This window comes from Mesorhizobium sp. B2-3-6, from assembly GCF_006442305.1.
In the GTDB taxonomy this organism is placed as follows: Bacteria; Pseudomonadota; Alphaproteobacteria; order Rhizobiales; family Rhizobiaceae; genus Mesorhizobium.
Window position 1 is genome coordinate 356,394 of sequence record NZ_VFVW01000003.1, and the last position, 11,299, is coordinate 367,692.

Below are 11,299 nucleotides of genomic sequence, written 5' to 3' on the forward strand. Positions count from 1 at the left end.
GCGACTAATCATTCGCGTTTGTCAACATGCGGAATTTGCAATGTATTGTGGATAACCCCGCCCCGATGTTGGGACCGGGCGGGGAACGAGGACATCAAGCCGTGAAGCGCAATCTCGATCGCAAAACCAGGATAGCGCTCGAACCGCGCAAGCAGCCGCGGCAACAACGGTCGAGCAAGGTGGTGGACCGGATTCTCGACGCGGCGCTGATCCTGACCCGCGAGCAAGGGACAAGGACGCCGACGACGCTCGCCATAGCGCAGCGCGCGGGCCTGTCGGTCGGTTCGGTCTACCAATACTTTCCCAACAAGGAAGCCATTCTCCTGGACCTCGCCCGGCGCTGGCTGTCATCCTTTCCCGAAGTGATCGCGAGGCGCATCAGGGTCGATCCGCCCACCAACCGCGAGGAGTTTCGGCGGGAGGTGCGCAGGCTCTTCACCGATACCTCCAGGCTTTATCTCGACAATGCCAGCCTGATGCCGGTGATCGAGGCGATTTCAGGCAACGCCGACCTGAGACCGATCCAGAACGAGTATGACGACCAGATCATCGCCCTCTATGCGGCGTGGCTGCGGCACGTGAACCCGGCTCTCGAAGACAAGGTCGCCAACCGGCTCGGCGTGCTGATGATGGAGGTCGGACACGCCTGCCGTCTTGTCGGCCTGAAAAGGGATCGCCGGACATACGACCTCATCGAGGACGATGTCGAAACCATGTGGCTCGCTCTGGTGACCCCCTACCTCAACCTTGACTGATTTCGCATTTCGAGAGGAATTTTATGAAGACTGTCTATTCGCCGCTTCACGCCGGCCACGCCGGCCAGATGGAACTGGTCACATCGGCGATCGTGCCGGGTTTCGAAAAACCCTCGCGCGCCGAGTTCATCAAGGCGCGGGTCGACAGCGAGAAACTCGGGCCGATCATCGCGCCGGCCGAGCATGATCTTGCCGCCGCCAAGCGCATCCACAGGGCCGACTACGTCGATTTCCTGCCGACGGTCTGGCCGCAATGGATCGCCGAGGGCCACACAGGCACAGCCATGCCCTTCACCTGGCCGACACGCGGCCTGCGCGGCGACGTGCCGCCCAAGCGCGTCGACGCCCTGCTCGGCTATTATTCCTTCGACGGCGGCGCCACCTTCGTCGAAGGAACATGGGATGCGATCAAGTCCTCCTACGACGTCGCGCTGACCGCCGCGGGCCTGGTCAAGGCCGGCGAAGCCTCCGCCTTCGCGCTCTGCCGTCCGCCCGGCCACCATGCCGGAGCCGGCTTCATGGGCGGCTATTGCTACATCAACAACGCGGCCGTTGCCGCGCAGTGGTTCCGCGACCAGGGGGCCAGCCGCATCTCGATCCTCGATGTCGACTATCATCACGGCAACGGCACACAGGAGATCTTCTACGACCGCGCCGACGTGCAGGTCCTCAATTTGCACGGCGACCCGATGGTCGAATATCCGTTCTTCCTCGGCCATGCCGACGAGCGTGGCGCCGGCGCGGGCGAAGGTTTCAACATCAACTATCCCATGCCGTTCGGCACCGGCTGGGACGCCTGGAGCGCCTCGCTGGAAGACGCCTGCGCCAGGCTCGCCGCCTACGCTCCAGACGTCGTCATCGTCTCGCTCGGCGTCGACACGTTCGAGAAGGATCCTATCAGCCAGTTCAAGCTGAAGTCGTCGGACTATCCCATGATCGGCCGCCGCATCGCCAGGCTCGGCCTGCCGACGCTGTTCGTCATGGAAGGCGGCTACGCCGTCGAGGAAATCGGCATCAATGCCGTCGGCGTGCTGACCGGCTTCGAGGGCCGGTGACACCGGCTGCCCGAAGCGCGGCAGCTCTCAGGGAAACCACGAAAAAGGGCGGCGTCAGCCGCTCTTTGACATCCTCTAGCCCCTTGGTGGGCGCGACTGAAACAGCCCCGGCCGAGAAGACTGGCTTGCACGGCTCGAACATTTTCACGCACCGAAACGCGCGAAAATCGGCGCCTGAGTCGCAGCTTGAGTCCACTCGATTCGATTTTGTCAAATCGCGTTTGATGTCAGATTCATCTACGGGTAAATTAGACCCGAATCAGCCGGTCCTCGGGGGGCGCGGCGACCACCCAAAGTCTCAAGTGCCGGAATTTTCTGGCGCCAGACGCGGACGGCTTCGCGTTCCCTGAATGGATTCCGTCTGATCGGGCGCGACCCCGCGCTTGTGTGTGTCTCGTAAATGTAACGCGTTTTCAGGTTCGGCGGCTGGCTCTCCAGCATCCGGACATCAGCATCGATTCCGGCCAAAAACAGCAATGAGCAGTCCCGCCGCGCTTCTTCAATCCGACACATTGGGCTCGCGCCTGACGTCGCGCGGCGATCTCACCAGCTTTTTCATGGAGTTGACCGCCGAGATCGGTGCCGACAGCTATATGCTGGTCGCCATCGTCCACGATCAGGACCGCAACGACGCGCGCATCGTCTCGTCCAATTGGATTTTCGACGCCATCGAACTGATCGGCAAGCGGCTGATCGCTGGCCTTGCCCAGGGCGCGCTCACCGTTGCGCCGGGCATGCGTCCAAGGCCGCTGGTGTCGGCGCAGGCACCACAGGCCGAGGGGCTGGTCTCCGGCGAAGAGGCACGTCTGCTCGACGTGCTCGGCCACGCCGAGATCTATTCGCTCAGGCTGAATGTCGGCCGCCAACGCCTGTTCGCGCTGTTCTCGGCGGCAGCCGCCGGCCGGATCGACCAGCCAGCGCTGATGAAGGCGCAGCTGAAGTGCTGCTACGCGCTCTCGCATATTCCGCAACTGATCGCCGCCGCCGCCATGCAGGATCCGCTGTCGGACCGCGAGCGCGAATGCCTGTTCTGGGTCTCGGAAGGCAAGACCACGGACGAGGTTGCCGTCATCCTTGGCGTGTCCTCCAACACCGTCAACAGCTACATCACCCACGCCATCCAGAAATTCGCGGCCAGCAACCGCGCGATGGCCATCGCCACGGCGATCAGGAGCGGCATCATTTGAAACAGGCCGACGTCAAGCAGGCCGCCGAGGCCCTTTTCAACGACCAGCGCAATCCGTTCGGTGCCTTCTCGCTCGGCTCCGAAACGCATCACGCCGTGACCATTCCCGATGCTGTGCGGCGCTGCCGTTGGATCGCCGTCGACATCAATGCCTCGGCCTTCGGCCTGTTCTTCGTCAGCCCGTCGCTCGAGCGGGCGCGGCTGGTGCCGTGCTTCGATTCCGACTATCCCGGCATATCGGTGGCGACCAAGTTCATCTCGGGCGCCAATGGCGAGGAGATCGTGCGCCATAGCAGGATCTCGACCGAACCGCGCTGGTGGACGGATGACGGTGTGGCGGCCATGAGCGAGATGTTCGGCGGCCTTGCTTGGACCGAGCAGATGGCGCCGCTGGCGCCCGGCAGCAGCGGCATCGCCTTTCCCGTCCACGCCGATCGCGGCCAGTGCGGCCTCGTCGTCTTCCTCGGCTCGGAGATCGCCCTGCCGCAGGACGCGCTCTATGAAATCCACGCCCGTTGCTTTTCGCTGTTCGCCGCTGTCGCCCGCATGCGGCCGGGCGATGTCGGCAAGACGCGCGCGATCTCCAAACGCGAGCTCGAATGCCTGAAGCTGACCGCCAACGGCAATACCAGCGAGGAGATAGCGCGGCTGCTGAAACTGTCGGTGCATACTGCCAACCAGTATCTCACCCAGTCGACCCAGAAGCTCAACGCCGTCAACCGCAACCAAGCGGTCGCCAAGGCGCTGCGGCTCGGCCTGATCGAATAGTTAGAACGCCAGCGGCTCGACCTTGCGGATACGCGCCTGTTCGACCACCGCCTCGAGCAGGGCGGTGTTGTGCTCGGGGTCCTCGCCGGGCTTTTCGAACGACACGTAGTTGACCGCGACCGAGGCGCCTTTTTCGCTCAGCGTCAGCTGGAAATAGACGGCGACGCCGGGCGGCCGAAGCTCGAGATCGAGCACGATGCGCGGGCTACCGCTCCAGTCGACATGCGCCTCGCCGCCATGGCCGAGCCTCAGCGTGCCCGGCTTGAAGAACAGTTCCGCCGCGGAATCGACCAGGTCCGACAGGCAGGCGAAATGCTCCAGCCGGATGAAGGCGATATAATCGGCGACATCGATCAGCCTGAGCTCCGCCACGACTTGCTCGATGGCGCTGGCGACGATGATCTCGCGGGAGTTGGCGTGCGGTTGGCGGTTCATGAAATCTGTCTGCGCTCAGCCTTTTTCGAGTAGACGATCCGCACCAGTTCGGCGACGGCCTGGTAGAATTGCGACGGGATCACACTATCGACCGAAACTTGCTTGTACATGGAGCGGGCGAGCGCCACGTCCTCGAAGATCGGGATGTTGTGCTCGCGCGCGATTTCGCGGATCTTGAGCGCCACCAGATCCTGCCCCTTGGCCAGCACCAGCGGTGCCGAATCCTCGTCGCGCACATATTTAAGCGCGATCGAGAAGTGCGTCGGGTTGGCGATGATCAACGTCGCGCGCGGCACCGCCGTCATCATCCGCTTGCGAGCGCGGTCGCGCGCCAGCGAGCGCAGCCGCGACTTAACGATCGGGTCACCCTCGGACTGCTTGAACTCGTCCTTGACCTCCTGCTTGCTCATGCGCAGGTCCTGCTTCCAGTGGAAGCGCGACCAGACGATGTCGATCGCCGCGATCAGGCCCATGACGAAGACGATCGCCACCAGTATGTCGACCGCGATGCCGCGGATGACGAGGCCGAAGGCGACGGGATTGGTGATCATGCCGGCGAGCAGCTTGCGGTGATCCTCGGACAGCGTGAAGGCGAGCACGACGATGGCGAAGCCCACCTTGCCGAGCGCCTTCAGGAACTCGACCCAGCCCTGCACCCCGAACAGCCTGTTCCAGCCCTTGACGATCGAGATGCGCGACAGCTGCGGCCTGATGCGGTCGCCGACGAATTGCGGTATGTTCTGGAACACCGAGGCACCGACGCCGGCGATGGTCAGGAGCACCAGCAGGCTGAGGATGGCACGGCCCACCTCCAGCATGACGATCTTGTAGAGCGCGATGACGTCGGTCTCGGTGTCCATCGGCCAGGCTTCCGGCTTCTCCAGGAACATCGACAGGAACATGCCGAGATCGACAATGGCATCCTTGGCGTAGAAGACGGTGAACACCAGTATGGCGACGAAGGAGGCCAGCAGCGCGGTCTCCCTCGAATGGGGCAGCTTGCCCTGTTCGATGGTGTCGCGGATCTTCTTTTCCGTCGCTTCTTCGGTTTTGGAATCCTTGTCGACCGCCTCTGCCATGATCCGGCCTTAGGCGGCGGCGTTCTGGGTCGCGGGAAGCTCGAACGCGCCTTCGCGCGCCAGCCGGATTGTCGTCGTCACGATCGTCTTGCGCGCCGCCATGATGTCGGCGAGGGGAACCCCTTCGGATCCTTGTCCGAGTTCGGCTTCGATCATGCGCCGCGAGCGTGCGCCGATCGCCGACAGCGCCGCTTCGGCAAGGATCGCCGAAGTGCCGCGCAGCGCCAGCGTGACCAGTTCGGTCGACAGCCCGTCGAATAGAAGCACGCGCGCTTTCTGGGTAAGCAGCGGCAAATCGTCGAAGGAGAACAGCCGAGCCCGGACGCCGTCGAGATCGGGCGTGCCGGCGGCCTCCAGGTCCTGCATGACCTCCTCGAGCAGCGGCTTGTCCAATTCGTTGAGAACGCTGGCGACGCGCGCCTGTCCGGCCGATGTATCCTTGGTCGCGGTTTCCGCCAGCACGCTGGTGCGCAGCCGATTTTCGACGATCCTGCTGGCGGCGTCGGGAACATTGGCCATCGTCACCATGCGCTTGATGATCTCGCCGCGCGTCGGCTTGCTCAACGTCAACAGCACGCTCGCCGCCGCCTGCGGCGCCAGCTTCGACAGCACCATGGCCGCAGTCTGCGGATGTTCACCGGCCAGGAAAGTACCAAGCCGCACCGGCTCGAGCTTCTCGAGCTCGGGCCAGATCGGCGGCGGACCTTCCGGCGCAACCTCGAATTTCTTGTCGCCCATGATCGCGCTCATCTCTTCGGGTGACAGCGATTCATTGAGGATGGTGTCCATCCTGTCGGCGGAATCGAGCAGTCCCGCCCCTTCGGTGAACTCCGCCTCGAACTCGGCGACGATGCGCTCGAGATCGCCTTGCGGAATGGTCCTGAGCAGCCGGGCGCCCTCGATGAGCGCCTTCAATTCTTCCTGCTTGAAGAATTTCAAGAGGCGGCTGGCCGACGGCTTGCCCATCGCCACCAGTATGGCGGCCGCCTTCTGCGGACGCGTCAGGGAAAGGGACGTTGTCATGCCTTTCGCTCCCGCTGCCGCCGGCAAGACCCGCGACGCATCTTCACGCGCCCTTCGTGCCGGCGATGATTTCGGTCAGCCTGATGCCGAAGCGCGACGGGTCGCTTTCGAGCACGGTGATCTCGCCGCGCGCTATTCTGCGGCCGTTGACCACCACGTCGACCGGTTCGCCGATGCGGCGGTTGAGCGCCACCGTGGAGCCCTTCTGCAGCGCCATCAGGTCGGACACCGGCATCTCGGTGCTGCCGAGGATGATCTGGACGTCGACTGGGATGTTCATGATGACGCTCGAATTGGCCGCGGACGCGGCCTTGAACGCGATATCGGGGCGCTGTTCCTCTTCATGCAGAACCCCGCGCAATTCCTCGATGGCGCGGTCGAGCTGCTCGTCCGGCTGGTCGATTTCGGCTTCTGCCTTGGTCTTGGCCATGCATCGTCTCCAAAAGCTCAGGCGTGCCCGGCACCAGCCGGCATGAGCCCGTCGATAAAATCCTGTCCGGCATCATAGGGATGCTTGATCCGGACGGTGTAATTCTGTCCCAGCTTGCCGAACTCGCATACGAACAGCGTCTTGCCGCGCGCGCCGAGACGCGCTTGCGATTGCGCCGTTTCCTCGAATTCGATGATCTGGCCAATTTCGAAATCGGCAAGATCGCCGAGCGTCAGTCGGGCCAGCGGCATGGTCGCCTCGAGCGCTACCGTGGAGCGCATCACTTCTTCCGAAAAGCGCGCGCGCCAGCTGGCGCCCTGATCGTTCTCGCCGCCGGCAGCAGCGCTGTCTCGGCTGGCCAGCACGACACGCTGCGGCATCGTCACCGTGACGGTGCCGCTGTCGGCCGGCGTCGAGATGCCGAAGACGATGCGGATTGCAGCGCCGTCGCGCAACACGTGTCGTTTGGCTTCGGTGCCCGACATCGCCCGCGGCACTGGCAGGCGCAGGTCGAGCGACCGTCGTCCCGATCCGTTCAGTGCCTGCGCGACCTGCTGGAACATCATGGTCGAAACATCGACCTCGATCTGCGACAGATCACGCTCTATCGGCGATGCCGGCATCTCCGGGTCGCCGCCGAACAGCGTGCAAAGCGTGACCGCGATCGCCGGCGCATCGATCACCAGGGTCATGGCATCGGAGGACGTGGCTGACGCAACGATGGTCATGGCAAACGTATCGCCGGCACGGGAGCGGGCCTCCGCGACGCGGCTGACCTCGACGCCCCTGAGATCGACGGTGACCGGAACTCCAAGCTCACTGGTCAGGCTCTTCTGCAGCAGCGGCGCAGCGCGCTCTGCCATGCCCCGGCCGGTGCCGATGACCTGGGCGGCCTCGCCGCTGTCGCCGACCAGGCGCTCGATGATCAGCGAGCGCGCTTGTGAGGGACTGCCGGGACTGGTCATGACAATGTCGGCACCGATCTGTCGCGCATCGCTCAGGCGGCCCTTTTCTCGGCGGAGCCGGTGTTCATCGTGCTCTGCTCGACGGCGTCGATGGTCGGCCGCTCATAGGACGATATGGTCTTGCGGCCGAACTCGATCGCCACCTGCGGCAGGGCGCCGTTCATGTAGGCGAGCAACGTCTGCTTGACGATGATGTAGAGGCGATTCTTCTTCTCGCGCACCGTCTTGATCTTGGTGGCGACGGGCCCGACCACCGCGTAAGACAGGAAGATGCCGAGGAAGGTACCGACGAGGGCGGCGCCGATCAGGCCGCCAAGGATTTCCGGCGACTGGTCGAGCGCGCCCATCGCCTTGACCACGCCGAGCACGGCGGCGACGATCCCGAGCGCCGGCAGGCCGTCGCCGACCGCCACCAGCGCGTGGTAGGCTTTCATCTTGTCGGACTTGATGGTCTGGATTTCCTCATCCATCAGCGCCTCGATCTCGTGCGAACGGGCGTTGCCGATGATGATGATCCGGCAATAGTCGCAGATGAAATGCGTCAGGTCGTGGTTCTTCAGCACGGTAGGGAATGCCTGGAAGATCGCCGATTCCTCGGGATTGTCGATATGCGCCTCGACCTCGCTGCGCGACTTCGAACGCAGTTCACGCATCAGGCTGTGCAGCACGCCGAGCGTTTCCAGATAATCCTGCTCCTTCGGCACGGCCTGCTTGAAGGCTTCGAGGATGCCCCTGCCGGTGTCCTTGACCGTTTTCATCGGATTGGCGACGAGGAAGGTGCCGAGTGCGGCGCCGCAGATGACCACCGCTTCCCAGGGCTGCATCAGCACATGCAGATGCCCGCCCATGGCCATGAAGCCGCCAAGGACGCAGCCGAGCGTCACCACCAGTCCAATCAGAATGCCCACGAGAGGTCCTTCCGCATTTCAAGTCAGCTGCAAGGGATAGTCCCCGTGCCTTGTGTGAGGCTTGAATCGGAGCGGCATCGAGCCGATTGGCGCGATTCAGTTTCGCGCAAGGAAGTGAGTCTACTGTGCTGGCATAGCTTCGGCCGGAGGCGCGTCCTTGCTCAGTACCTATACCAGCTACCAGTTGATCACCAGGGACATCGACAAGTCGATCGACCGCATCGAAAAGCAGCCGACGGTCGATCGCGACACCAAATATTATCTGGACAACATCACCAAGGTGAAATCGATCGACGATTTCGTCAACAATGACCGTTTGTTCAAATATGCCATGAAGGCCTACGGCCTGGAGGACATGGCTTACGCCAAGGCGTTCATGGTCAAGGCGCTCAAGGAAGGCGTTTCCGACCCCGACAGTTTCGCCAACAAGCTGACCGACAAGCGCTACGCCGAATTTGTCAGCGCCTTCAACTTCGCAGCCAACGGCGCCAATACCACGGTTTACAACAAGGCGCAGCAGCTGGTGACCGGCAACTATGCGCTGCAAGTCCAGATCGGCGCCTCGCAGGCGGGCTTCTCTTACTATCAGAGCGAAACCGCCTATTATGTCACCAACATCTCCAAGGTTAAGTCGATCGACGACCTGATGGACGACAGCCGCCTGCTGACATACGCGATGGCCGCATTCGGGCTCGACGCCGAAACCGAACCGGCCGCAACGGTCAGGGCGATGCTCGAAGGTGGCGTCAGCGATACCAACAGTCCCGCCAACAAGCTGGCCGACAAGAGTTACGCCAACTTCGTCTCGGCGTTCGACTTCGCCCAGTATGGCGATCAGACGACCACGCGCGACAACGTCCAGCAGGCGGTGCCTAAGGGCTACATGGCCGGAGCCGGGCTGACGTTGGTCAAGCCGAGCGCGCAGTACGTCAAGGGCGAGGCCGACTACTACGCGGCAAACATTTCCAAGGTGAAGTCGATTGACGACCTCATGGCGGACAAGCGCCTGCTTACATTCGCCATGGCGTCCTATGGACTGGATGCGTCAACCGAAACCCCGCGGCAGATCCGCGCCATGCTCGAGGGCGGCGTGAGCGATCCCAACAGCCCTGCAAACAAGCTGACCGATAAACGATACGCCAACTTCGTCACGGCCTTCGATTTTGCCCAATATGGCGATCAGACGACCACGCGCGACGCAGTGCTGAAAGATACGCCGAAAATCTACACGACAGGGTCGGCGCTTGGCCTGATCAAGCCAAATGCGGACTACATCAAGTCGGAGACCGCATATTATCTGGCCAACATCACGAACGTGAAATCCATCGACGATCTGATGGCCAACAGCCGCTTGTACAATTATGCCCTCTCGGCCTACGCGCTCGATCCGGCGACAGAGAGGAAGGATCTCATCCGCAGCGTTCTGGCCGGTGGCGTCCGCGACCCCGACAGCGTCGCCAACAAGATGACCAACAAAGCCTATGCCGGGCTCGCCTCCGCGTTCAACTTCGAACAATACGGCGAAGCGGCCACCACGACCAATCCGGCACAGCAGCCGACCGTCGACAAATACATGCGCCAGACGCTGGAGGAGGATGCCGGCCAAACCAACGAGGGCGTACGGCTGGCGCTCTATTTCCAGCGCAAGGCGCCTGATATCACCAGCTGGTACGATGTGCTCGCCGACACCGCTCTTGCCAGCGTGGTGCGCACAGTGCTCGGCTTGCCCGATTCCTTCGCCACCTCCGACGTCGACAAGCAGGCGCAGCTGTTCGAGCAGAAGCTCGACATTTCTGATTTCTCCGACCCCGAAAAGCTCGGCAAGTTCCTGACCCGCTTCACCTCCATGTACGAGATCAACCACCCGACCTCTTCAGCCGTGTCGTCGATCAGCGTGCTCTTCGCCAAGCCGGTCACGGCGGGGATCTCCACCGACCTGATGATGGCCATGCAGAAGTTGAAGTTCTGACCATGCGGGACAGTCTCTACGTCGCCCTTTCCTCGCAGATCGCGCTCGAGCGTCGGCTCGACACGATCGCCGACAATGTCGCCAACGCCTCGACCGTCGGCTTTCGCGCCACCGGCGTGAAGTTCGAGGACGTGGTGTCCGGCACCGGGCCGAAATCCGTGTCCTTCGCCTCCTCGGGCAAGACCTACCTTTCCGGCGCCCATGGCTCCCTGACCGAGACCGGCAATCCGTTCGATTTCGCAATACAGGGCGACGCCTGGTTCGCCATCGAGACGCCGGTCGGCACCGTCATGACCCGCGATGGCCGCTTCTCGATGAACGAGAATGGCGAGCTGATGTCGGTCGAGGGCCATCCCGTGCTCGACGCCGGCGGCGCACCGATCCAGCTCGACCCCCGCAACGGCCCGCCCAAGGCCGGAGCCGACGGATCGTTGCGCCAGAACGATCAGCTGGTAGGCTCCATCGGCCTGTACAATTTCGATCCGGGTGAGAATTTCGTGCGCTACGGCAATTCCGGCATCGTGCCGGCGCGCACGCCCGAGCCGGTGACCGATCGCGCCGATATCGGCGTCGCCCAGGGCTTCGTCGAGGAATCCAACGTCAATCCGGTGTTGGAGATGACGCGGCTGATCATGGTCCAGCGCGCCTTCGAGAACACCGCCGCCCTGATGCGGCAGACTGATTCCTCAACCGACGAGGCGATCAAGACGCTCGGCTCGAAGTAGC

Annotated in this window: 12 protein-coding genes; 6 read left to right on the forward strand and 6 right to left on the reverse strand. The window is 63.0% G+C overall.

The annotated features are described in order from the left end of the window. Window positions 1–101: 101 nt before the first annotated feature. The 4 genes from FJ953_RS10935 to FJ953_RS10950 all read left to right on the forward strand — a co-directional run bounded on the left by FJ953_RS10935 (window position 102) and on the right by FJ953_RS10950 (window position 3,764). Window positions 102–755, forward strand: coding sequence for a TetR/AcrR family transcriptional regulator (locus tag FJ953_RS10935; RefSeq protein ID WP_140522311.1), 654 nt, complete (start codon window positions 102–104; stop codon window positions 753–755). A gap of 23 nt (window positions 756–778) precedes the next feature. Beyond that, window positions 779–1,810 (forward strand): histone deacetylase family protein, encoded by a 1,032-nt coding sequence (locus FJ953_RS10940; protein ID WP_140513627.1) that lies wholly within the window; start codon window positions 779–781, stop codon window positions 1,808–1,810. 476 nt (window positions 1,811–2,286) lie between these two features. Further along, window positions 2,287–2,997, forward strand: a complete 711-nt coding sequence (locus FJ953_RS10945) for a helix-turn-helix transcriptional regulator (protein WP_140496200.1) — start codon at window positions 2,287–2,289, stop codon at window positions 2,995–2,997. Then, window positions 2,994–3,764 carry a helix-turn-helix transcriptional regulator gene (locus FJ953_RS10950; RefSeq protein WP_140513628.1) on the forward strand — a complete coding sequence of 257 codons (771 nt, stop codon included), beginning with the start codon at window positions 2,994–2,996 and terminating at the stop codon, window positions 3,762–3,764. Before FJ953_RS10945 ends, FJ953_RS10950 begins: the two co-directional genes overlap by 4 nt. Here FJ953_RS10950 and FJ953_RS10955 read toward each other — a convergent pair whose 3' ends face one another. Genes FJ953_RS10955 through motA form a run of 6 tightly spaced genes read right to left on the reverse strand, consistent with a single transcriptional unit; the run spans window position 3,765 to window position 8,604 of the window. Beyond that, a complete protein-coding gene (locus FJ953_RS10955) occupies window positions 3,765–4,199 on the reverse strand; it encodes a hypothetical protein (protein ID WP_140560337.1) in 435 nt (144 codons plus the stop codon). Next, window positions 4,196–5,278 (reverse strand): flagellar biosynthesis protein FlhB, encoded by a 1,083-nt coding sequence (gene flhB, locus FJ953_RS10960; RefSeq protein ID WP_140624274.1) that lies wholly within the window; start codon window positions 5,276–5,278, stop codon window positions 4,196–4,198. Before flhB ends, FJ953_RS10955 begins: the two co-directional genes overlap by 4 nt. Window positions 5,279–5,287: 9 nt before the next feature. Then, complete coding sequence (locus FJ953_RS10965) at window positions 5,288–6,301, reverse strand: flagellar motor switch protein FliG (protein ID WP_140513630.1); 1,014 nt, start codon at window positions 6,299–6,301, stop codon at window positions 5,288–5,290. A 43-nt stretch (window positions 6,302–6,344) separates the two neighbouring features. Beyond that, entirely contained in the window at window positions 6,345–6,731 is a 387-nt protein-coding gene (gene fliN, locus FJ953_RS10970) for a flagellar motor switch protein FliN (protein ID WP_140496205.1), read from the reverse strand. 17 nt (window positions 6,732–6,748) lie between these two features. Beyond that, window positions 6,749–7,696, reverse strand: a complete 948-nt coding sequence (locus tag FJ953_RS10975) for a FliM/FliN family flagellar motor switch protein (protein ID WP_140560335.1) — start codon at window positions 7,694–7,696, stop codon at window positions 6,749–6,751. A 32-nt stretch (window positions 7,697–7,728) separates the two neighbouring features. Further along, window positions 7,729–8,604 (reverse strand): flagellar motor stator protein MotA, encoded by an 876-nt coding sequence (motA, locus tag FJ953_RS10980; RefSeq protein WP_140496207.1) that lies wholly within the window; start codon window positions 8,602–8,604, stop codon window positions 7,729–7,731. A 157-nt stretch (window positions 8,605–8,761) separates the two neighbouring features. Between motA and FJ953_RS10985 the strand changes: the two genes are divergently transcribed. After that, window positions 8,762–10,573, forward strand: a complete 1,812-nt coding sequence (locus FJ953_RS10985) for a DUF1217 domain-containing protein (protein WP_140624276.1) — start codon at window positions 8,762–8,764, stop codon at window positions 10,571–10,573. 2 nt (window positions 10,574–10,575) lie between these two features. Then, a complete protein-coding gene (gene flgF, locus FJ953_RS10990; RefSeq protein WP_140513633.1) occupies window positions 10,576–11,298 on the forward strand; it encodes a flagellar basal-body rod protein FlgF in 723 nt (240 codons plus the stop codon). Window position 11,299 lies beyond the last annotated feature (1 nt).

Coding starts and splice junctions, on each gene's coding strand:
- FJ953_RS10940 (WP_140513627.1), top strand. CDS start 779: ATGAAGACTGTCTATTCGCCGCTTCACGCCGGCCACGCCGGCCAGATG.
- FJ953_RS10945 (WP_140496200.1), top strand. CDS start 2,287: ATGAGCAGTCCCGCCGCGCTTCTTCAATCCGACACATTGGGCTCGCGC.
- FJ953_RS10955 (WP_140560337.1), bottom strand. CDS start 4,199: ATGAACCGCCAACCGCACGCCAACTCCCGCGAGATCATCGTCGCCAGC.
- flhB (WP_140624274.1), bottom strand. CDS start 5,278: ATGGCAGAGGCGGTCGACAAGGATTCCAAAACCGAAGAAGCGACGGAA.
- FJ953_RS10965 (WP_140513630.1), bottom strand. CDS start 6,301: ATGACAACGTCCCTTTCCCTGACGCGTCCGCAGAAGGCGGCCGCCATA.
- fliN (WP_140496205.1), bottom strand. CDS start 6,731: ATGGCCAAGACCAAGGCAGAAGCCGAAATCGACCAGCCGGACGAGCAG.
- FJ953_RS10975 (WP_140560335.1), bottom strand. CDS start 7,696: ATGACCAGTCCCGGCAGTCCCTCACAAGCGCGCTCGCTGATCATCGAG.
- flgF (WP_140513633.1), top strand. CDS start 10,576: ATGCGGGACAGTCTCTACGTCGCCCTTTCCTCGCAGATCGCGCTCGAG.